The sequence below is a fragment of the Pedobacter endophyticus genome, from assembly GCF_015679185.1.
Lineage (GTDB): Bacteria > Bacteroidota > Bacteroidia > Sphingobacteriales > Sphingobacteriaceae > Pedobacter > Pedobacter endophyticus.
In genome coordinates, this window is the sequence record NZ_CP064939.1 from 5,197,958 (window position 1) to 5,220,035 (window position 22,078).

Sequence of the window (22,078 nt, forward strand, 5' to 3'; positions counted from 1 at the left end):
TGCCAATGTTTAACAAAAATTATATGCGTATAGAGAAAGGTTTTTTGCGATGAGAGTTACTTTTCTAGGCACTGGTACATCGCAGGGCGTCCCTGTAATTGCGTGTAATTGCGAAGTTTGTACATCAGCAGATAAGAAGAACAACCGTTTAAGAACCTCGATTTTGCTTGAGGCAAACGGTAAAACCATTGTGGTTGATAGCGGCCCCGATTTCCGTTATCAACTTTTGAGGGCGCAAGTAAAAGATTTGGATGCCGTTTTGTTTACGCATGAGCATAAAGATCATATTGCCGGGTTAGACGATATCAGGCCGTTTAATTATTTGCTCCACAAGGTGATTGATGTATATGCAACTGAACGCGTGCAAGCGGCCTTGAAACGTGAGTTTTATTACATCTTTGCCGATACCAAATACTTCGGGCTTCCGCAAATTAACTTACATACCGTGGTTAACGGGCAAAATTTTTCTATAGGAGAAAATAGCATTATCCCCTTTGAAGTGATGCACCATTTGCTGCCTATTACCGGATACCGAATTGGCGATTTTACTTACATTACTGATGCTAAAACGATTTCTGATGAAAGTTTCGCCAGAATCAGCGGAACAAAAACGCTGGTAATTAATGCGCTTCAAAAAGAGCCGCACGTTTCTCACTTTACTTTAGGTGAAGCCATTCAGTTTGCTCAAAAGGTTGGTGCTGAGGTTACTTATCTTACGCATATCAGTCACAACCTGGGCTTGCACGAGGAAGTTGAAAGAGGTCTGCCAGCAAATATCAGGCTGGCTTATGATGGATTAAAAATAGAATTGTAAATCGGTGTCTTGAAATCAAAAATTAGATTATATTTGCAAAACAAACTCAGGTGGCGATCCCGATAGCTATCGGGATGGTAGACGAAGCAGCTGATGGCTGGCGTCCTCACGGCAGGTTGTAGTTTGTTCATTATATGAAAAACACCTAGGTGGCGAAATTGGTAGACGCACCAGCTTGAGGGGCTGGCGCCCGTACGGGTGTGGGAGTTCGAATCTCCTCTTAGGTACTAACCAGATTCATGGTTAATTCTTTGAAGGGTTGCTCGTTAAAGAGCAGCCCTTTCTTGTTCACTTTCAGTAGGATTATCATAAAAAAAAGTCTTCGACTCCACTCAGATCCGCCAGCTATCGGATGACACTGCTTACGGTTAACTAGACGACATTGAGTGGAAGCTGTAGACCGCATTTGGATTTTATTGAAGGAGGGGCAGTTTCGGATTCTTGATTTTTCAAAAGGTAGTGCAGCGGACTTTTCTAACAGGAATATGAATGCGAAAATTAATGGATACTTCGGCGATTAATACGAATTAGATCCAGAATTTAAAAAGAAAATAGAGTAAAATCAATTAAACGGTATGGAAATAGGAATTATTGGATCTGGCAACATCGGAAGTACGCTTGCCGGATATTTAACAAAATTAGGTCATGAGGTTTTAATTGCAAACTCTCGGGGCCCCGAAACATTAACTGAAATCGTTGCAACAACAGGTGCAAAAGCGGCAACTGCTGAACAGGCTGCAAGTGCAAAAGACTTAGTTATACTTGCCATTCCACAAAAGGCAATGGTAAATTTACCCATTGATATTTTAGCTGCTTCTAAAGCCATCGTTATAGATGCGGGCAATTATTATCCATCACGCGATGGGCAGATTGCGGAGATTGCAAATGGAGCAACAGATAGCGAATGGGTGGCAAAAGTAATAGGTCATCCGATAATTAAGGCCTTTAATAATATTGTTGCGCCCAGCTTAGCATCAAAGGGGACATCTGTGGGTAATGCAAACCGAATTGCATTATCGGTTGCCGGCGACGATACCGAACAAAAACAGTTAGTGATGAAGCTGATTGACGAAGTCGGATTCGATGCCATCGATGGAGGTTTGCTTTCTGAATCGTGGAGACAACAACCCGGCGAACCTGCGTATTGTCAGGATCTGGACAAGGAAAAATTAAAATCTGCATTACAACAGGCCGACATCAGCAAGAGGGCTGAAAATCTTGCGGCGGCTGATGAAGCTGCAAGACCATATTTATAGCAGGATGTAACATGTAAATTGGAAACCGATTTTAAACTCTTTTTTAATGAATCCTTTTCTCCCAATCATTTCCTGCTGATTGTTACAAAAGGCTTGATTAGAAAAATCAGGCCTTTTGCTTTTTTATAATGGCCCCAAATGATGTATCTTGTGTCGATAATAAACTTGCCATATCGATCCTATGAAACTCCTCAAGTATTTAATTGGTGCAACTGCCACCATCGCGCTCCTAATTTTTCTTGGCAGCGCCATAAGTAAACACGGTAGCCCTAAACCTCAAAAAGTGCGTTTGTCCAAATTAATTATCGACTCTGCCCAGCTCAAGAATTACAAAGCCATCCTTAAGGAAGAGATTGAAGCCTCAATAGCAAAGGAACCCGGCGTATATACCTTATATGCGGTGTTTGAACGCAACAAACCGACACATTTAACAATTCTGGAAATGTATGCAGATGAAGCCGCGTACCAAAGCCATCTAAAAACACCGCACTTTACTAAATACAAAACCGCTACCGCAAAAATGGTACAGGCACTTAAACTGATTGATACCGATCCGCTGATTCCCGAACTCAAGATTAAATAACTTTGAAATGAACGGATAAACGATAAATAGCCAGTCCGTTGCATTAAATTAGTGACCGCCATTAAAGTGGGTTTCCCTAAATAATTACAGCAATTCCAGTTCGAAATTTTATGATGAATTTTTTTCCTTTCCGGCTTTTACTTACCTTTTGCTTCGCGTTAATGATTCAATTTAACAATTCTGCGCAGCCTTTGCGAGTTGCTGTTGCAGCTAATGCGCAAGATGTAATCAAAAAGCTGCAAGTCGATTTTAAAAAGAAAACAGGAATAACGATAGAGGTAATTATTGGTTCATCGGGCAAATTAACTGCTCAAATAATGAATGGGGCGCCATATGATGTTTTCCTTTCGGCCGATACAGAATTTCCGGCGAAATTGTATGCTGCAGGTTTTGGCTCGGAGAAACCGAAAATTTACGCCCTCGGCAGCTTGATTATTTGTGGAAACACGAAAGGCGATATCAAAAATTGGCAGAAGCTGATCACTTCGCCCCAAACAACGAAGCTTGCCATCGCTAACCCCAAAACGGCACCTTACGGAAAGGCAGCAAAAGAAAGCTTAGAATTTTATAAGTTGAAAGATTGGGTTGAAAAAAAACTGGTTTATGGCGAGAGCATTTCGCAGGTAAATACCTACATTCAAACCGGCGTGGTGAATGTGGGGTTTACAACAGAAGCGTTTTTATATGAAAATAGCGACAAATCGAAATTAAAATGGACAAGGGTTGATACAAAAACTTACTCAGCCCTAACACAATCAGTCATCTTGCTTAAGCACCCAAAAGGAAACCAGTTGGCGCAGGCCACTAAATTTTACGATTACTTATCATCTGCTTCTGCCCGAAAAATAATTACAGCCAATGGTTATCACCTCCCAAAACAGAATTAAACGATGGATTTAGAACCGATTTGGCTCAGTTTAAGGTTGGCGTTGTTGACTACTATTTTGTTGCTTTTTATTGGCATTCCGATTGCTTATCGGCTTTCGCGTAAGCAGAATTTGTTTAAGATCATCATCGAAGCGCTAATTACAATGCCTTTGGTGCTTCCGCCTTCCGTATTGGGCTTTTACCTGCTGTTGGCCTTTAGTCCGAATAATGCACTTGGCAATTGGTTGCGAGAAACCTTCGATCTTCAACTCGTGTTTTCATTTAAAGGACTGGTTTTTGCCTCTATTCTGTACAGTCTGCCCTTTATGATCAGCCCTATTAAAACAGCATTTGCGCACCTGCCGAGGTCTATTGCCGAAGCTTCGTATACCATGGGGAAGTCTCGCTTGCGCACTTTTTTTGCCGTATTACTACCCAATATTAAATCGTCGGTTTTTACCGCCGCCGTGCTCACGTTTGCACATACCTTGGGCGAATTCGGTGTGGTGTTAATGATTGGCGGTAACATTCCCGGCGAAACCAAAGTTGCCTCTATCGCCATTTACGATTCCGTAGAAACAATGGATTATGCCTCGGCCAACAACTACGCGTTCATCTTATTCTCCATCACTTTCGTTATCGTCGTTGGTGTTTTTATTTTTAACAGAAGCGCAGTCAAAAATCCATTCGAATGATCAATATTGAGGTTGTTAAACGCACAAAAACCAAATGGCTCACTTTTGAACTCAACGTAAATACCAAATTTGAGCGCAATGCCGTTACGCAGATTTTAGGCCCCTCGGGCATCGGAAAAACGACCTTGTTAAAAATAATCGCCGGATTGGTCGATCCAGATGAAGGCAGCATTATGGTTGGCGACGATGTTTGGTTTGATGCTGATCAGAAATATTCAAAAAAGGTGCAGGAAAGAAATGTAGGCTTCGTGTTTCAGGATTATGCCCTTTTCCCCAACATGACAGTTTTACAGCACCTGCGTTATGGAAGCGATGACGAAATTTATATTGATCGATTGTTGAAAATAGGCGAGATGGAAGCGTTTAAGCACAGCTATCCGAAGCAGCTTTCGGGCGGGCAGCAACAGCGATTAGCCATTTTACGGGCGCTTTCTACCAAGCCAAGTTTGCTTTTAATGGATGAGCCATTTTCGGCACTCGATCAACAGCTGAAAGGCCGATTAATCGGTAACTTGCAATCCCTTTTTGCAGAACTGGAAATGACCGTTTTGCTCGTAACACACACGGAAATTGATATAACTGGTGGTTTTAGATTCGAAATGGGGTTGTAGATGACATTTTTCAACGCTGTCATCCTGAGTTATAATTTTTCAGGAAAAAAATCAATGTAAGCGACGTTCAGTGCTCCATAAGAGCTCCCAAGGAGGAGAAATCTGTTGCGCAAAATTAGGTTCAAAGATTTCTCGGCCACGCTCGAAATGACGATTTTTTTATTGTTTTCAAGAACGTCAATGGTAGCTGTAATTTATTCCATAAAAATCAGTGTGAGTGACGTTTTTAAGGCGGTCGTCATCCGATAGCTATCGGATCCCGCGCAGGCGGGAATCTTAATGTTGAGCAAAGGCCTTTCCTTTCGCTTTAGGATTCCCAATTATGACGATCGTTCATGGCTAGCGTTAACCGTTTGTCGATTGAAGCCGGTATTCATCAAATGATTTTTTCCCTTGCCGTTGGTTTCAACCAACGGCGCAAGGCAGTTTTCATTGCCCTTGGTTTCAACCAAGGGAATGAGGCCCTCAAATATCCCCAATTTTATCCCTATCGGCCAGTTTTGAAAATTTATCAAGAAGCACCTTAAGTTTCGGATTAATGATGTTTTCACAAAATCCCCGACTCGGATTGGAATAGTAATAATCCAGATACTCGGGCTTGTTCAATTTAAATTCATTTATTTTCAAAGCTCTGGTTATAATTGGCTGTTCGAAATCAGACTGCAATTCACTTATAATCTGTCGAACATCGTCAATTTGTCCCTCATCCGTAACATACACTGCCGATCTGTATTTCTCACGCATCGTGTGGTTTGACGTGCAGCTGTGCGTATGCAAATGAATTGCTATCAGCTGTTTTAACGATATTATTTCAGGATTATAGCGCAGCAAAATGGCTTCCGAAAACGCCGTTGCTTCGCCCAGCGATGAAATCCAACCCTGTTTTACATCGATAACGCCTTTAACCGATAAAAATATTGCCTCCGTGCACCAATGGCAACTGCCGCCCAAACCTACTTCGTCCATAGTGCATGCAATTTACCAAGAATTTTCTAAAGCTGACCGAATAGGCGACGCCCGCCTAATGTGGTTCAGTTAAGGATAAACTAAAAAACGTGGTCACCCTGAGCATTTCGACCGGAGTTCATCTTGAGCGTAGCCGAAAGGCTCAATACAGGCTCAGTCGAAGGGCAGATTTTTATAGTCTTTATCCTATAAAGTCTTCGACTCCGCTCAGACTGACATGATTAAAGCCACTTTCCGAGTTCCTCCACCGCAACTTCATTATTACTTCATAATTCTATAGTTATTTCGTATCAAAAAATTTCAATCGATAACCCGTAATCGAAGCGATGCAAGCGAGTTTACTGCATGCTACCTTACGAAAATCGGCTTTTGGTTGAAAAATAACCAGAAAATAAATCAGATAACTATCAGTAAAAAGATGAAAAGAGTTTTCATTTCCCTAGCCATGTGTGCCTTACTTTACACTACCGCTTGCACGCCGAAACCGGAAGAAAAAGAAGAAGTGGTTTCGTATGCGGTTACTTCGCCGCTAACCATAGACACATCGTTTACCAAAGAGTACGTTTCGCAGATCAAATCTGTGCGCAACATCGAAGTAAGAGCACTTGAAAAAGGCTATTTACAAAACATTTATGTAGACGAAGGCCAACATGTGCGGGCCGGGCAGGTGCTATTTAAAATTATGCCCAAAATGGCGCAGGCTGAGCTGTTAAAGGCACAAGCCGAAACCAAAGCCGCAGAAATAGAGCTTGAGAACACCAAATTACTTACCGATAAAAATGTAGTCTCGAAGAATGAACTTGCCATGGCAAAAGCCAAACTGCAATCGGCCAATGCAGAAACTACGCTTGCCAAATTTCATTTAACGAACACCGAAATCAAAGCACCATTTGACGGAACGATCGATCGCATTCCACTTAAGTTGGGCAGCCTGGTAGATGAGGGAGCGTTGTTGACCAGTCTTTCTGATAATAGCCAGGTTTTCGCTTATTTTAACGTTTCAGAGCCCGAATATTTAAATTATCAGGCCGCTACAAAACAAAAAGGACAACAAGAGGTGGGCTTGCTGCTTGCCAATAACACGCTGTTAAAATCGAAAGGTAAAGTAGAGGTGATTGAAAGCGAGTTCGACAGCGAAACCGGAAACATTGCTTTCAGAGCACGCTTTAACAATACTGATAACCTGTTGAGAAACGGTGAAACCGGCAAAATTCAAATGGTTGTTCCGTTGAAAAACGCATTGGTCATCCCTCAAAAAGCAACTTACGATATTCAGGATAAAACTTTCGTCTTCGTAATCGATAAAAACAATAAGGTACATGCTCAAGCCATTACCATTGCCGGCGAGCTGCCAGATTTATACATCGTTGGCGACGGCATCACAAGCAGCGATAAAATTTTATTAGAGGGCGTGCAGAAAGTTAAAGATGATGATAAGATCGCTTATAAATTCCAGCAGCCACAGGAAGTGATCAAGCAATTGAGATTGAAAACCGAATAATCCAGAACCCACATCCTAATTATGTTTAGCAAATTCATACAAAGGCCCGTCCTTTCTATCGTTATATCGCTTATAATTGTGTTTTTAGGCGTATTAGCCATCAGCTATCTGCCAGTAACACAGTTTCCATCCATTTCGCCGCCCAAGGTAAACATCACAGCCGAATACCCGGGCGCAAATAACGAATTATTAATAAAATCGGTTGTAATACCTTTAGAGCGTGCCCTTAACGGTGTGCCGGGTATGAAATATATCGCATCTGATGCCGGTAACGATGGCGAAGCTTCCATTCAAGTAGTTTTTAATCTTGGCACCGACCCAAATCAAGCCTCGCTTAACGTTCAAAATCGTGTTGCCGCAGTTACCAATAAACTTCCGCCGCTGGTAGTACGAGAAGGGGTGAAGATTACGAGAGAAGAATCTAACATGTTGATGTATATCAATTTGTATAGCAAAGACCCGAAAATGAACCAGAATTTTCTGTACAATTTCGCTGATATTAACTTGCTTTCTGAGCTAAAAAGGGTTGATGGAGTAGGCTTTGCCGATATTTTGGGCGACAGGGATTACGCCATGCGAATTTGGTTAAAACCCGATCGCATGCAAGCCTATAAAATCTCCGTTGATGAGGTAATGAAAGCCCTCGACGAGCAAAGCTTAGAGGCATCACCGGGTAAAACCGGCGAAAGTTCAGGTAAACGATCGCAGGCCTTTGAATATGTGCTTAAATATTCAGGTCGGTTTAACACCAAAGAAGGGTACGAAAACATAATCCTCAGGGCCAGTGCAAACGGCGAATTGCTGCGATTGAAAGATGTTGCCGATGTAGATTTTAGTGCTGCAGCTTACAATTTATATTCCACCTTAAACGGAAAAGCATCTGCCGCCATTGTGTTAAAGCAATCGTACGGAAGCAACGCCAGTCAGGTAATCAAAGATGTTAAGGCCAAAATGGCTGAGATTAAAGAAAGCTCCTTCCCCAAGGGATTGGATTACGAGATCAGTTATGATGTTTCCAAATTCTTAGATGCCTCCATAGAAAAAGTAGTGCACACGCTCGTAGAAGCCTTTATTTTGGTGGGCCTGGTGGTTTTTTTATTCCTCGGCGATTGGCGCTCTACACTGATTCCCGCCATAGCGGTGCCCGTTTCCCTAATTGGTACGTTTGTGTTTATGCAGTTTTTCGGCATCACGCTAAACCTCATTACGCTTTTCGCACTCGTGCTCGCCATTGGCGTTGTAGTTGATGATGCCATTGTGGTAATTGAGGCCGTACATGCTAAAATGGAGCACGATGCCAAACTATCGGCGCTCAGGGCAACCCAACAGGCAATGAAAGAAATTAGCGGGGCAATTATTGCAATCACATTTTTAATGGCATCGGTGTTTATTCCCGTAACCTTTATGAGTGGCCCCGTGGGCATTTTTTACCGTCAGTTTTCCATTACCATGGCAACCGCCATTATCCTTTCCGGTATTGTTGCGCTAACACTTACGCCTGCATTATGTGCCATTATGCTAAAAAACAGCCACGGCAAGCCTAAAAAGAAAACCGTAATCGATAAATTTTTAGATGGATTTAACAACGGCTTTGCTAAACTTTCGGGTAAATACGAGTTCGTTTTAAGTAAGCTGGTGAGCCGTAGATTGCTAACTTTCGGAATTTTAATTGCATTCTGCCTTGGCGTTTGGGGAATCAGCTCAACAGTTCCGTCGGGCTTTATACCAAACGAAGATCAGGGGATGGTTTATGCCATTATCCAAACACCTCCGGGCTCTACTTTAGAGCGTACCGACCAAATTGCCGAGAAACTGCAAAAAATGTGCGAAGAAATTGATGGCGTAAAATCAGTTTCCTCTTTGGCCGGATACGAAATTCTAACAGGGGGAACAGGCTCAAACTCAGGTACCTGTTTAATTAACTTAAAAGATTGGAGCGAACGTAAGCACTCGGCACAGGAAATTATCGAAGAACTTGAAGAAAAATCAAAGTCAATTCCCGGTGCTGCCATTGAGTTTTTCCAGCCACCCGCAGTTCCCGGTTATGGTGCTGCAGGCGGTTTCGAACTTCGCCTTTTGGATAAAGCGGGTAGCGGCGACTATAAAAAAATGGAAACTGTTGCTAACGATTTCGTTAAAGAACTGAATAAACGCAAGGAGCTTTCGTCGGTATTTACGTTCTACAGTGCCAGTTTCCCACAATACATGTTAAACATCGATAACGAAATAGCCCAGCAAAAGGGCGTTACCATCGATAATGCAATGAATACCCTTTCTACCTTCGTGGGCAGTAACTACGAAACCAGCTTCATTAAATACGATCGCCAGTACAAAGTTATGGTTCAGGCCTTACCGCAATACAGGGCTTTGCCAGAAGATATCTTAAAGCTATCGGTAAAGAACGGCCGCGATGAAATGGTGCCTTTTTCGGCCTTTATGAAGATGCAAAAGGTGTACGGACTTTCTGAAATTACGCGACACAATATGTACAATGCATCAGAGATTAGCGGCCAATCAGCGCCCGGGTACAGTTCTGGCGAAGCCATTAAGGCTATTTCGGAGGTGGCCAAGAAAACACTTCCGAGGGGTTTTGGAATCGATTGGGCCGGGATTTCAAAAGATGAGGTATCTCGTGGAAACGAAGCCATTTACATCTTTTTAATCTGTTTAGGCTTCGTTTATCTGGTGCTCGCCGCTCAATACGAAAGCTTCATTTTGCCATTGTCGGTAATCCTTTCGTTGCCGGCGGGTATTTTCGGCGCCTTTTTGTTCCTCAAATTACTGGGGTTGGAAAACAACATTTATGCGCAGGTGGCTATGGTAATGCTGATCGGCTTACTTGGAAAGAATGCAGTATTGATTGTGGAGTTTGCAACGCAGCGGCACAGCCAGGGGCTTTCGGTATTTAAAGCAGCCATGGAAGGTGCAAGCGTGCGTTTCCGCCCAATTTTAATGACTTCGTTCGCTTTTATTGCAGGTTTAATTCCTTTGATGATTGCCTCCGGTCCCGGTAAAATTGGCAATAGAACCATTGGCTCTGCAGCCGCAGGCGGTATGCTTTTCGGAACCGTTTTCGGCGTGATTGTTATCCCCGGCCTGTATTACATCTTCGGAAAAATTGCCGAAAAGCATAAGCTCATTAAAATTGAAGAAGAACATCCATTAACTGAAGAAATTGAAGACAATGTTTAAAAATCGAATTTATATAGTTGGTTTGGCCTTTATCTGCGCTGCTTATAGCGCATGTAAAGTGCCTGATTTTGCCCAACGCCATGAAAATAAAACTGTACCCCTTGCGTTTAACGGTACCGCAGAAACAGATACCTTAAGCAGCGGCAAAGTACAATGGCGCCAGTTTTTTACAGATCCATATTTGGTGAATTTAATTGATACCGCTTTAAAAAACAATCAGGAGTTAAATATTACCTTACAGGAAATTGAGATCGCCAAAAACGAAATCAAAGGCAGAAAAGGGGAGCTTTTACCAACCGTTGGCTACCGCGTTGGCGCCGGGCTCGAAAAAGTAGGCAGATATACCAGTAGCGGAGCGGGCGATGCATCAACAGACATTACGCCGGGAAAAGAGGTTCCGGAAGTGCTGCCCGATTATTCTTTCGGCTTAACCGCAAACTGGGAGGCCGATATATGGCACAAGCTGCGCAATGCGAAGAAGGCTGCCCTAACCCGTTATCTTTCTACAGTTGAGGGCAGAAATTTTGTGGTCACCAATCTTGTTGCCGAAATTGCCAATACTTATTACGAATTGTTGGCACAGGATAACCAGCTCGAAATTGTGAAACAAAACATTGCCTTGCAAAGTAACGCGCTCGAGTTGATGAAGATCCAGAAACAAGCCACCCGCGTTACCGAACTGGCGGTGCGCAAATTCGAAGCCGAGGTGTTAAGCTCTAAGAGTTTGGAGTTTGATATTCAACAACAGATTACTGAATCTGAAAATAGGATTAACTTCTTGTTAGGTCGTTTTCCACAACCCGTTCCAAGAAACAAGTCGGGTTTTACAGACCTCGTTCCTCCAACCGTTCAGTCCGGCATTCCCTCGCAATTGTTGGCTAACCGTCCCGATATTAAACAAGCCGAATATGATCTGGCTGCGGCAAAGCTAGACGTAAACGTGGCGAAAGCACAATTTTACCCTTCGCTCGGAATTTCTGCAAGCATAGGTTATCAGGCTTTTAACCCGAATTATTTGTTGCGCACGCCAGAATCGCTGGCTTATTCGCTGGCTGCCGATTTGGCAGGGCCCCTCATTAATAAAAACGCTATCAAGGCCGAGTATTTAACCGCTAGCGCCAAGCAGTTGCAGGCAGTTTATAATTACGAAAAGACGATTTTGAATGGCTATATCGAAGTCGCAAACCAATTATCAAATATCAGTAACCTGCAAAAAAGCTACGATTTGAAATCGAAACAAGTGCAGGCACTAACACAATCAATCGATATTGCGAACGATTTATTTAAATCGACACGGGCCGATTATTTTGAAGTATTAATGACTCAACGCGACGCCTTGCAATCGAAACTGGAACTTATCGAAACCAAAAAGCAGCAGCTAAATGCCGTGGTAAATGTTTATCATGCCCTGGGCGGAGGTTGGAGCGCAAGCCCCACCCAATGAAAGAGCCCCACCCAATGAAAAAGCCCCACCCAATGAAAGTTGGTGCTTTGGCTCGTTTCTACCCCGCCCTCCCCAGAAGGGAGGGCTTAAGTGGTTCGGTGGGTTAAGGTTAAAGGTTCAAACCACTTTACCGCCGTTTCCCTCTCTCCCGGAGAGGGACTTGCACTAAAGAACAACCGCTACGAACTTTGATAGGGAGAGGCTCCCCACCCAATGAAAGTTGGTGCTTTGGCTCGTTTCTACCCCGCCCTCCCCAGAAGGGAGGGCTTAAGTGGTTCGGTGGGTTAAGGTTAAAGGTTCAAACCACTTTACCGCCGTTTCCCTCTCTCCCGGAGAGGGACTTGCACTAAAGAACAACCGCTACGAACTTTGATAGGGAGAGGCTCCCCACCCAATGAAAGTTGGTGCTTTGGCTCGTTTCTACCCCGCCCTCCCCAGAAGGGAGGGTTTAACTGGTTCGGTGGGTTGAGGTTAAAGGTTCAAACCACTTTACCCTTGTTTCCCTCTCCTCGAGGAGGACCTGTCCCGACTTTTCGGGAGGGATGTACAGACTGAGCAAAACCACCGACATTAAAAGGGAGAGGTTTAGGGCGCCAAATTTAATGCTGCGCTTAAGCTTTCTTTTTGCTTTTTGAGACAGTCTCACTTAAAGAAAGTGCTTTTAACCTAAAGTTTATGCCCTCGGGTTCAAACCACTTTCCCCCCGTTTCCCTCTCTCCCGGAGAGGGACTTGCACTACAGAACAACCGCTACGAACTTTGATAGGGAGAGGCTCTTTTATAGGGAGAGGCTTCCCACCCAATGAAAAGTTGGTGCTTTGGCTCGTATCTACCCCGCCCTCCCCAGAGGGGAGGGCTTAAGTGGTTCGGTGGGTTAAGGTTAAAGGTTCAAACCACTGTACCGCCGTTTCCCTCTCTCCCGGAGAGGGACTTGCACTACAGAACAACCGCTACGGACTTTAATAGGGAGAGGCTCTTTAATAGGGAGAGGCTTAGACGCTCAGGCTTTTTCCCTAAAATTTCTCGTCATCGCTCGGAACTCGTTCTGCAAATAAATAACAATACAGCATCAGTAAAAAAGAAACAACGTAAAATGCCGCAACTATGGTTAGGAAAGTGCTCATAAAATAAAATTTGGTTAGAATATATACAAAATGGCTAATCTTCGACTAAAAGTTTAACGCACTTTATTTCAATAAATTATGACTTCTGTCAATTGGCTTTAGTTTTTTATTGACAAAGGTCAAAAAGTAATTGCGCAATGAAATCACTTGCCAATGATACAAATTAAATCGGAAAAGTAGGAGCGTTGCATGATGAGCACGATCGCCTTACACTTTGACTGAGGGCATCTTGCCCTTTACCGGGCTTTAAACTTATCACGGTATTCCGTGGGCGTCATTCCAACGGTTTTTCGAAAAACTTTCCTAAACGCCTTTGGGTCGTTGTACCCCGAATTGTAAATTACCTCTGTCATTTGCTGTGTAGTTTGTTCCAACAGCTTTTTTGCCGCCTCAATCCGCGTTTGCTGCAAATACTCAATCGGCGTAATCCCAATCACCTGTTTAAAGCGCCTCACAATATTTCGCCTGCTCGATGGAATGTCTCTAATCATCTCTTCTATCGTGGCAACATCCTGATATTTAGTTTCAATCTTCTCCTGAGCCGAGGCCACAATCTCATCGTTATGGTGGCGAATCGGTTGGAACGAACTAAAATACGATTGGTTGTGCCGATCCATATCAATAGCGAAAATTTTCGCTGCTTTAATCGCCATCTCCTTTCCGCAATGATTTTGAAGCAAATGTAAAAGCAGGTGGAATGACGAAGTTGCGCCGCCACTAGTGTATAGTTTCCCATCTTGCGTTACGGTTTTATCAGCCATTAATTTTACAAAAGGAAAGGCTTGTGCAAAGGCTTTAGAAGCGTCGACATGCGTTGTGGCAACTTTTCCATCCAATAAACCGGTTGCGCCAAGTAAAAAAGCCCCCGTACAAACCGTAGCAATCTCCGCACTTTGTTGATATTGTTTAATCAGCCACGGAATAAATGCCGCATTTTTCGAAACCGCATTCTTAATATCGTCCGTAGTAAATGCCGGAATCAATATCAGATCATAACTTTCTTCCGCCCGAATCGATTTCGCTTCGTAAGCACCAAACACAACATCCTTTGTATCGCCGAGGTTGAGCACACTGAGGCTGTACGGTGCATCCATCCCTTTTTCGGTGTGGAACTTGTTTGCAGTTTCAAATACATCTAAAATAGCCGCTACACTCAGCAGCTTGTATTGCTCGGTAAGCAGAATGGCAATGTTTTTCATTTGGTTAAATGCTAGGGCATCGTAAATATATAGATTTTTGTCTGAAACGCCCCCTACATTTGACTTTTACAGCAACGATACACAATATTATTATGGCCTAACTTTAAACTAAGTTATTAAGCTAAAAATTGGCCTATGAAAACCCAACCAAATAGTACCAAAATGTACGGCATAGTGGTGTTGTACCAAATGCAAACCGACTTTTTTTTGCGGGCATTGGATGGCATCGATCAAAAAGATGCGCAAAACCGATTAAATACCCAGGCCAACCACATCGCGTGGATTACCGGAAGCGTAGTTTCAGGAAGATTTTATCTGGCCAAATTGTTGGGAATTGATGTGCAAAGCGAAACCGGTGATTTATTTGAAAACAACGCAGGCATTATCGCCGATGCCACTTATCCGAGCCTTGCCAACTTTAAAAAAGACTGGGAGAAAATTTCGGCCCCGCTGGAGGTTGCTTTAACGCAGGTATCGGATGATAAATTGAACGAAAACGTTGAAATGCCCGGTATGCAAATTACGCTTTTCGACATGATCAGTTTTACCAGTTACAGAGAAGCAAATTGCATTGGGCAAATTGCGCTTTGGCGCAGGCTATTAGGGTACCAAGGCATGAAATATATGTAGTTTATGGAAAAAATAAATCGCGAAATGGGCCAATCGTTGCTGGCACTCGAAAACTTGTTAACCAAAGTTGATCCCACCGACATCAATAAAATACCTTTCGAGGGAAGTTGGACAGCCGGTGAGCTTGTGCAACACCTTATTTTGTCGAATGGAGGTTTTGTAGAAGTCGTAAACGGATCGGCAACCGAAACGAGCAGGCCCGCCGATATGAAAATTTCGGAAATCAGAGATATCTTTTTAAATTTTGGTGTCAAGTTCGATTCGCCGGAATTTATTTGCCCCGAGAAAAAGGATTACGATAAGCTGCTGCAACTTAACGAACTCCGGCGCATCAGGGCCGAGCTGGGCAAAGCCATCCAAACACTCGATTTAACCAAAACCTGCAATTCGTTCGAGCTTCCTGGAATGGGCTATTTAACCCGTATGGAAGCCATGTACTTTGTACTTTACCATACCCAAAGGCATACCAGGCAGTTGGAAAACATTTACAGCAATTTAGTATGAAGAGTGAGAAACTGAAGCTTTTAGCGCCCTATACCGGGGTTTGGACAACTGAAGGCAAAACAGTAGATGGCCATATCATCAGCGGAACTGATACCTACGAATGGTTGCCAGGCGGTTCGTTTCTGACACATAAAGTGGATGTTACCATCGGTAAAGATGAAATTAAACTGCTCGAGATTATCTATTATGATGATTTGGAAGATGTGTTTAGGTCGCAATCCTTCGATAATCATGGCAACATCGCCGTTTCGACCCTAAAAATTATCGACGATATTATTCTTATTTTTTCCGAGCGGGAAAGGTTTCAGGGGCATTTCAAAAAAGGAAGTATAGATGGCGTTTGGGAACAGTTCACCCGAGGCAGCTGGTGCTCGTCGATGAATATCAAACTTACAAAGCAAGGCACATAAATTACCCATCATCAATAGTGTAACAGCGCTTAAATAATTAATTGTATTAATCGAATAAATAATAACCAATTTTAAATTAAAAATTAAAGAAATGGCAACATTAAACACTTATTTAAACTTCAATGGTAACACCGAAGAGGCGTTCAACTTTTACAAATCAGTTTTTGGCGGCGAATTTTTAGTTGTTCAACGCTTTGGCGACACACCGGGCTGCGACGGAATGCCGTCGACCGATAAAGAGAAAATTATGCACATTGCACTTCCCGTGGGGCCAAACATACTTATGGGTACCGACGTTACGCAACCCATGCCCGCCGCAACCCTTGGTACGGGTATCTCAATATCTGTTGATGCTGCGAGCGAGGAAGAGGCCAAAGCCTTATTCGAAGGTTTATCTGCTGGCGGAACAGTAACAATGCCCCTCGAAAAAGCTTTTTGGGGTGCGCTGTTTGGTATGGCTACCGACAAATATGGCATCCAGTGGATGGTGAATCACGATTACGATAAAACAGATAAATAGAAAGAACGAATGAATGAAAACAATGGAAAGTGTGTACTTTTTTCTATTTTTAAAATAAACTAAAACCAAACGATATGAAAATTGCGGTAATTATTGCCAGAGTTTTACTGGGTGTGATGTTCCTTTTCGGGGCCATCACCTATTTTTTTAACATAAAAGTGGGCGAGATGCCCAAAATGTCTGCCGATCAAACCACGTTTATGGCTGGCGTTATGGCATCGAAATATTTGATGACGCTAATTAAGGGCACAGAACTGGTTTCGGGTATTTTATTGTTAATTGGAAGAACAGCGCCGTTGGCGGCAATTCTTATTTTTCCGGTAACGTTAAACATATTTTTGTACCACGCTTTTTTGGGGCCAGAGCAATTGCCCATGGTGGGTGCAATGTTGCTCATCAACTTGTTCTTATTTTATGCTTATCGCCATAAGTATTTGCCAATAATTGCGAAATAGCAAGCGTAAAATTAACCAGATACCCATCAGCTGTCATCCGATAGCTATCGGATCTGAGGCTTTCGACTTCAGCTTGTATTGAGCCTTTCGTCTACGCTCAAGATAAACTCCAGTCGAAATGCTCAGGATGACAATATTTTTTCGTTTTATCCTTAAATTAATAGCATTGCCCCTGTCTGCGGCAGGCAGGGGATTGGAACGGATGCCAATCCGATAGCTATCGGATTTTTTCTAATTGGCAGGAGGGAAAGCTCCAAGGGAGTGCCTTTGGCACGGAGCGTACGATGCCAAAATGCGCTGCACGTTCATTTCCGTAAAAATAAGAGGCCTAAATAATTTATTTGGAAACGATCGCTCGCAAAACCTCAAACTATGTGACCCTATGTGCCTATGTGGTTCAATTTTGGTACGCAATTTTTCAGTTTAGAGTTATATGAAGCAACCATATACCCGCCTGACCGGACGGGCAGCAATGCTATTAAGTTAAGCTAAGGCGCTAACTATGAACGGTCGTCATCCTTCCCGAAACTTCGGGAGGGATCTTACTGCTAAGACTTTGAGACTTGCATCAAGATTCCCGCCTGCGCGGGAAAGACGGCAAGAATAAATCCGATAGCTACCAGATCTTATGCAGTGTTGATTGGTAAGTAAAACCTAAAACTATATGGCCTTATATGCCTATATGGTCAACCTTTGTGCAATGCGGTCTGTCTTTAAAAGGCGCTAAATAACCATAGAGAAGATAAAGGTTGACTGGTAAGTAAAACCTAAAACTGTATGGCCCTAAATGCCCCTGCCCATCCGGGCAAGGGCATTTAAGTTAATAACCTAGCACCTGCATTTAATAACCTGGCACTTTCATTTAATAACCTAGCACCTGCACTTAATAACCTAGCACTTTCATTTAATAACCTAGCACCTACATTTAATAACCTAGTACTTACATTTAATAACCTAGCACTTACATTTAATAACCTGGCACTTGCATTTAAAAACCTAGCACTTACATTTAATAACCTAGCACTTACATTTAATAACCTGGCACTTGCATTTAATAACCTAGCACCTACATTTAATAACCTGGCACTTACATTTAATAACCTGGCACCTGCATTTAATAACCTGGCACTTACATTTAATAACCTGGCACCTGCATTTAATAACCTGGCACTTGCATTTAATAACCTGGCACTTTCATTTAATAACCTGGCACTTGCATTTAATAACCTAGTGCCTGCAATTTTCAATGCCTTATACCTTTCCGTGCTTTTTAGCTTTATTTAACATTTGTTATTAAAGTCAAATTTGTACCTTTAAAAACTAACTAGAAATAAAAACATGAGAAAGTTTCCAATTTTAATGCTGCTCTTCGTAGCGGCTTCATTTTCCGTATTTGCACAAAACAAAGATGCTATTGTAGGTAAATGGCTAAATCCATCCGGAGAGGGGCAAATTGAGATTTATAAAAAAGGCGATAAATATTACGGAAAGCTCGCTTGGATGAAAGAGCCAAACTTAAATGGAAAACCAAAACTAGATGCGAAAAATCCAGAAGAAAGACTTCAAAAAAGACCGTTGTTAAATCTCGAAATCTTAAAGGATTTTGTTTATGAAGATGGAAAATGGACTGATGGTACCATTTACGACCCGAAAAGCGGCAAAACCTATAGCTGCAACATGACATTAAAAGGCAACGATATACTAAACATTAGAGGCTACATTGGTATTTCACTTTTAGGCCGGTCGGAAACCTTTAGACGAGTTAAATAATTTACATGAAAAAATTAATTTGGTGCCTGTTAATGGCACCTTTTTTTTGCGCTGCGCAATCGTACACCTTTAAGCCATTAAGCGAAAATGTTAAAACAAGCTTGCGGGGCTTATCTGTAGTTTCCGATCGCGTTACATGGGTTAGCGGCAGCAACGGAACCGTTGGCAAAACCGTTGATGGCGGCAAAACCTGGACATGGATGAAACCCGAAGGCTACGAAAAGCTCGATTTTAGGGACATTGAGGCGTTTGATGAAAACCAGGCGGTAGCGGTTAATGCAGGCTCGCCCGCCTATATTTTGAAAACAATAGATGGCGGCAAAACATGGACGGAACACTATAAAAACCTCGACTCGGCAATTTTTTTAGATGGATTGGGTTTTTGGGATAAAAATAAAGCCATCATTTTTGGCGATCCGATAAACGACAAAATGCAGTTGTTGAAAACCGAAGATGCAGGGGCAACGTGGGCAAACATTTCAGCAAACTTAACCATGCCAATGGCCAAAGGTGAAGCTGGTTTTGCCGCAAGCGGAACAACTATCAAAACCTTGCCCGGCGGACGGGTTTGGATCGCTACCGGCGGAATGGTTTCTAACATTTATTATTCGGCCGATTATGGAAAGCACTGGCAGCGCTTCAAATGCCCGATTTGGCAAGGCGAAAGTACAACCGGGCCCTTTTCGATGGATTTTTTAAATGCCAAGAACGGCATTGTTGTCGGCGGCAATTATGTAAAAGACAAAGAAAACGCCAACAATGTCTTACTAACTAACGATGGCGGCAGAACCTGGCAAAAGCCCGCTACACCTGTATTCGGCTACCGTTCGGGCGTGTGCTTCATCAATGCGAATACGCTCGTTGCTACCGGAACCTCCGGAACGGATGTTTCAACCGATGGCGGACAGCACTGGAAACACATTTCCGATCACAGCTTTAACGCCGTTCAGAAAGCAAAAAATGGCAAAAGCGTAATGCTGGCGGGCGAAAAAGGATCAGTTTATCAATTCATTACAAATTAGTTCCCATTTGCGAGGGGTAAGCGAGCCAAAGGTAACGTCCGTGATGACTTACCGAAGCAGGGTGACGTACATTGCTGATCAAATCATAGATTTCGGGTAACCTGTCGGCGTTTTTCGCCAACCTTAAATGGTTATGGTTTTCGTTGAAAACCTGCCGGTAATCGGGGCGATTTGCACCAAATACAATCCGAACATCTTTAAACGAAATGTCTTTTTGAACGCAGAGCGTATGAACTGCCTCCGAAGTGATTGAAGATTCAGTTGCAAAACATTCATCCCCAAAACGCACAGTTCCGTGGCAATGGTTTTTACCTAAATTAAAAGCACACGCAAAAGCCAGTGGATTATACAACCGCTGGCCCGTTTTACGATTTACAACCTTATACGCCGCCTCCTTCATGCTCCACAACAGCCATACCACCACATCCGGGTTTTCAGCTTCATAAACCAGCTTTTGTTCATTAGCCGAGAAGATTTTTGTTAGATAATTTGGACGCCTCCAATTGCTTTGGTTCCTGGCGAGGGCCAAATCAACTACATCATTGCCCAACATCGCCCGCTAATCTTTCATTTATAATTTCGATCGTTGCGCTAACTGTCAACATCTTCCCCATGGCATCGTTGTCTATCGTAATGCCAAATTTTTCTTCTATATCCAACACAATATCGACGAGGTTGGCTGAGTTTATCTTCAAATCCGCGATAAAATCGGTGTTGTCGTTTATATTTTCCAGAACAGCATGTTCCTCCGTATACGGCGAAATAATTTCTTTCAGTGCACCGATAATTTCTACTTTATCCATTTTCAAATCGTTTTAAAATGATACATGCGTTAACATCACCGAAACCGAAACTTGCTTTCGCCAATACATTGAACCTTTTGTTAATCAGCTTTACGGGTACGCGATTTTTTGCTATCAACGCATTTATTTCAGGATTTAGATCCTCACAATTTACATTCCCGAAAATAAATCCCTCATGAAGCTGCAAAACCGAAGCTACGCATTCTATACTTCCTGCGGCGCTGATGCAATGCCCAACCATTCCCTTTAACGAGTTGATGTAAGGAAAATGATCCGCCGAACAGCCCAATGCCCCTTTCCAATTTTCAATTTCAAGCGCATCTTTTGCTGTCGCAGTTAAATGGCCGTTAATCACTTCAATTTCGTCAGGCCCAATGCCAGCACTTTCAACAGCCTTAACAATGCAGCGTTGAACCGCTTGCGGGTTTGGCGCCGTCATGGTACCCGAACCCCGTTGCCCGCCCGAATTGGTGTGGCCACCAATAATTTCAGCATATATTTTTGCCCCCCGGGCTATTGCACTTTCCAGCGATTCGAGAACCATTGCACCCGCACCACTGCCCGGTACAAAACCGCTCGCCGTGGCGCTCATTGGGCGGCTTCCCTTTTCCGGTTGGCCATTATGCTTAAACGTACATACTTTCATCGCATCAAAACCGCCCCAAATGTATGGCCCGCTGTCGCTTGTGCTTCCTGCCAGCATCCGTTTCGCCTTTCCCGATTTAATGTGTTCAAAGGCCATTAAAATGCTTTCGGTGCCTGTAGCGCAGGCCGATGAGTTTGTAGTTACCCAATTTCCCATCCCCAGTTTGCCGCTAATAAAAGCGCTCACTCCGCTGGCCATCGTTTGCGCTACTACCGTACTGCCCAGCTTTCGAATCTGAAGCTCGTCTATTCTGTTTATAGCCCATCTAAACTTGTCAATTCCAGAGGTTCCCGTGCCGAATATCGTTCCGCTTTCCCAATCCGGTTCATTCCTATCCGCAGGTTCCAGCCCTGCATCTTTCCAGGCGTCGAGGCCAGCAATAACCCCATACACAATCCCCGGGCTATCCAAGCTCTTCATTTCCAGTGGCGTAAAATATTGCTGCACCCGGTTTTCATCTATTTCCGGCGCTGCGGCAATTTTGCAAGAGAAGCCGAGGCGCTCTAGCTCAGGCTGATGCCGCACGCCCGAAATGCCATGTTTTATGGCATGGGTAAAATCAGAAACCGTTGTTCCATTTGGTGCGCAAACGCCCAATCCTGTGATAACAACCCTGTTTTCAATCATCCGATTTAACTATTAACATGCCCGAAATATTTCCCTTACAAACCGTTTCGCCATTTGCATTTTCCATTTTTACCTTACAGCTTAACTTATTAAATCTAAAGTAAACTTTCTCGCTGGTAACTACTACCTTTTCGCCCGGGAAAACAGGTTTTATAAAATCTATTGCGCTCGAAGTCATTACCACCGAAAAATTGTTGTCCATCGCCCTATCCCTCAGCAGATAAATGCCTAAGCACACCAAACCAATCTGAGCCATGGTTTCTGTAAGTATTACGGCCGGCGTAACCGGAAAGCCGGTAAAATGGCTTTCGTAAAATGGTAATGTTTCCGAATAAGTGTAACTGCCTGTAACACCCGTTTCATCAATGCTCAACAAGTCATCAACAAACAGAAAACCCTTACCATAAGGAAGTTTATTTAAAATTTCGGCCTTTTCCATG

At 43.1% G+C, this 22,078-nt stretch carries 23 protein-coding genes and 1 tRNA gene; 17 read left to right on the plus strand and 7 right to left on the minus strand.

What is annotated here, in order from left to right; genetic code table 11:
- The first annotated feature begins 49 nt into the window (after positions 1-49).
- The 7 genes from IZT61_RS21175 (at position 50) to IZT61_RS21205 (ending at position 4,826) form a co-directional block, all read left to right on the plus strand.
- Positions 50-814, plus strand: a complete 765-nt coding sequence (locus IZT61_RS21175) for an MBL fold metallo-hydrolase (RefSeq protein WP_196098985.1) — start codon at positions 50-52, stop codon at positions 812-814.
- A 143-nt stretch (positions 815-957) separates the two neighbouring features.
- A tRNA-Leu gene (locus tag IZT61_RS21180) sits at positions 958-1,041 on the plus strand.
- 348 nt (positions 1,042-1,389) lie between these two features.
- Positions 1,390-2,070, plus strand: coding sequence for an NADPH-dependent F420 reductase (locus IZT61_RS21185; protein ID WP_196098986.1), 681 nt, complete (start codon positions 1,390-1,392; stop codon positions 2,068-2,070).
- Positions 2,071-2,251: 181 nt separating this feature from the next.
- A complete protein-coding gene (locus IZT61_RS21190; RefSeq protein ID WP_196098987.1) occupies positions 2,252-2,653 on the plus strand; it encodes a putative quinol monooxygenase in 402 nt (133 codons plus the stop codon).
- A 161-nt stretch (positions 2,654-2,814) separates the two neighbouring features.
- On the plus strand, positions 2,815-3,540 hold the full coding sequence (modA, locus tag IZT61_RS21195; RefSeq protein WP_230383790.1) for a molybdate ABC transporter substrate-binding protein: 726 nt from the start codon (positions 2,815-2,817) through the stop codon (positions 3,538-3,540).
- A gap of 3 nt (positions 3,541-3,543) precedes the next feature.
- Positions 3,544-4,215 (plus strand): molybdate ABC transporter permease subunit, encoded by a 672-nt coding sequence (gene modB, locus IZT61_RS21200; RefSeq protein ID WP_196098989.1) that lies wholly within the window; start codon positions 3,544-3,546, stop codon positions 4,213-4,215.
- Positions 4,212-4,826, plus strand: a complete 615-nt coding sequence (locus IZT61_RS21205; protein WP_196098990.1) for a sulfate/molybdate ABC transporter ATP-binding protein — start codon at positions 4,212-4,214, stop codon at positions 4,824-4,826. The genes modB and IZT61_RS21205 overlap by 4 nt, the downstream gene beginning before the upstream one ends.
- A gap of 465 nt (positions 4,827-5,291) precedes the next feature.
- Here the strand turns inward: IZT61_RS21205 and IZT61_RS21210 are convergent, their stop codons facing one another.
- Positions 5,292-5,792, minus strand: a complete 501-nt coding sequence (locus IZT61_RS21210) for a peptide-methionine (S)-S-oxide reductase (RefSeq protein ID WP_196098991.1) — start codon at positions 5,790-5,792, stop codon at positions 5,292-5,294.
- A 418-nt stretch (positions 5,793-6,210) separates the two neighbouring features.
- Here IZT61_RS21210 and IZT61_RS21215 point away from each other — a divergent pair, with 418 nt between their 5' ends.
- The 3 genes from IZT61_RS21215 to IZT61_RS21225 are packed head-to-tail and all read left to right on the plus strand — an operon-like array spanning position 6,211 to position 11,929.
- Complete coding sequence (locus tag IZT61_RS21215) at positions 6,211-7,293, plus strand: efflux RND transporter periplasmic adaptor subunit (protein ID WP_196098992.1); 1,083 nt, start codon at positions 6,211-6,213, stop codon at positions 7,291-7,293.
- A 21-nt stretch (positions 7,294-7,314) separates the two neighbouring features.
- A complete protein-coding gene (locus IZT61_RS21220; protein ID WP_196098993.1) occupies positions 7,315-10,485 on the plus strand; it encodes an efflux RND transporter permease subunit in 3,171 nt (1,056 codons plus the stop codon).
- Positions 10,478-11,929, plus strand: coding sequence for a TolC family protein (locus IZT61_RS21225; protein WP_196098994.1), 1,452 nt, complete (start codon positions 10,478-10,480; stop codon positions 11,927-11,929). Before IZT61_RS21220 ends, IZT61_RS21225 begins: the two co-directional genes overlap by 8 nt.
- Positions 11,930-13,288: 1,359 nt before the next feature.
- Here the strand turns inward: IZT61_RS21225 and IZT61_RS21230 are convergent.
- Positions 13,289-14,251: a GlxA family transcriptional regulator gene (locus IZT61_RS21230; protein ID WP_196098995.1), complete on the minus strand. Its 963-nt coding sequence runs from the start codon at positions 14,249-14,251 to the stop codon at positions 13,289-13,291.
- 135 nt (positions 14,252-14,386) lie between these two features.
- On the opposite strand from IZT61_RS21230, the gene IZT61_RS21235 reads away from it, so the two are divergent.
- The 5 genes from IZT61_RS21235 to IZT61_RS21255 all read left to right on the plus strand — a co-directional run bounded on the left by IZT61_RS21235 (position 14,387) and on the right by IZT61_RS21255 (position 16,770).
- Entirely contained in the window at positions 14,387-14,881 is a 495-nt protein-coding gene (locus IZT61_RS21235) for a DinB family protein (protein WP_196098996.1), read from the plus strand.
- Positions 14,882-14,884: 3 nt separating this feature from the next.
- Complete coding sequence (locus IZT61_RS21240) at positions 14,885-15,385, plus strand: DinB family protein (RefSeq protein ID WP_196098997.1); 501 nt, start codon at positions 14,885-14,887, stop codon at positions 15,383-15,385.
- The gene (locus tag IZT61_RS21245; protein WP_196098998.1) at positions 15,382-15,795 is read left to right on the plus strand and encodes a hypothetical protein; all 414 of its coding nucleotides are present in this window, start codon (positions 15,382-15,384) and stop codon (positions 15,793-15,795) included. The genes IZT61_RS21240 and IZT61_RS21245 overlap by 4 nt, the downstream gene beginning before the upstream one ends.
- 91 nt (positions 15,796-15,886) lie before the next feature.
- A complete protein-coding gene (locus tag IZT61_RS21250; protein ID WP_196098999.1) occupies positions 15,887-16,315 on the plus strand; it encodes a VOC family protein in 429 nt (142 codons plus the stop codon).
- Between the two features lie 74 nt (positions 16,316-16,389).
- Entirely contained in the window at positions 16,390-16,770 is a 381-nt protein-coding gene (locus tag IZT61_RS21255; RefSeq protein ID WP_196099000.1) for a DoxX family membrane protein, read from the plus strand.
- A gap of 815 nt (positions 16,771-17,585) precedes the next feature.
- Here IZT61_RS21255 and IZT61_RS21260 read toward each other — a convergent pair.
- Complete coding sequence (locus tag IZT61_RS21260; protein WP_196099001.1) at positions 17,586-18,017, minus strand: hypothetical protein; 432 nt, start codon at positions 18,015-18,017, stop codon at positions 17,586-17,588.
- A 91-nt stretch (positions 18,018-18,108) separates the two neighbouring features.
- On the opposite strand from IZT61_RS21260, the gene IZT61_RS21265 reads away from it, so the two are divergent.
- Together IZT61_RS21265 and IZT61_RS21270 are read left to right on the plus strand one after the other, a co-directional pair.
- Positions 18,109-18,540 carry a DUF2147 domain-containing protein gene (locus IZT61_RS21265; RefSeq protein ID WP_196099002.1) on the plus strand — a complete coding sequence of 144 codons (432 nt, stop codon included), beginning with the start codon at positions 18,109-18,111 and terminating at the stop codon, positions 18,538-18,540.
- Positions 18,541-18,545: 5 nt separating this feature from the next.
- The gene (locus tag IZT61_RS21270) at positions 18,546-19,562 is read left to right on the plus strand and encodes a WD40/YVTN/BNR-like repeat-containing protein (protein WP_196099003.1); all 1,017 of its coding nucleotides are present in this window, start codon (positions 18,546-18,548) and stop codon (positions 19,560-19,562) included.
- On the opposite strand, the gene IZT61_RS21275 is transcribed toward IZT61_RS21270, so the two are convergent.
- The 4 genes from IZT61_RS21275 to IZT61_RS21290 are packed head-to-tail and all read right to left on the minus strand — an operon-like array spanning position 19,552 to position 22,077.
- Positions 19,552-20,115, minus strand: coding sequence for a 4'-phosphopantetheinyl transferase family protein (locus tag IZT61_RS21275; protein ID WP_196099004.1), 564 nt, complete (start codon positions 20,113-20,115; stop codon positions 19,552-19,554). The genes IZT61_RS21270 and IZT61_RS21275 overlap by 11 nt on opposite strands.
- Positions 20,102-20,365, minus strand: a complete 264-nt coding sequence (locus tag IZT61_RS21280; RefSeq protein WP_196099005.1) for an acyl carrier protein — start codon at positions 20,363-20,365, stop codon at positions 20,102-20,104. Before IZT61_RS21280 ends, IZT61_RS21275 begins: the two co-directional genes overlap by 14 nt.
- Positions 20,358-21,638, minus strand: coding sequence for a beta-ketoacyl-[acyl-carrier-protein] synthase family protein (locus tag IZT61_RS21285; RefSeq protein WP_230383791.1), 1,281 nt, complete (start codon positions 21,636-21,638; stop codon positions 20,358-20,360). Before IZT61_RS21285 ends, IZT61_RS21280 begins: the two co-directional genes overlap by 8 nt.
- Positions 21,631-22,077, minus strand: a complete 447-nt coding sequence (locus IZT61_RS21290; RefSeq protein ID WP_196099006.1) for a 3-hydroxyacyl-ACP dehydratase FabZ family protein — start codon at positions 22,075-22,077, stop codon at positions 21,631-21,633. Before IZT61_RS21290 ends, IZT61_RS21285 begins: the two co-directional genes overlap by 8 nt.
- Position 22,078 lies beyond the last annotated feature (1 nt).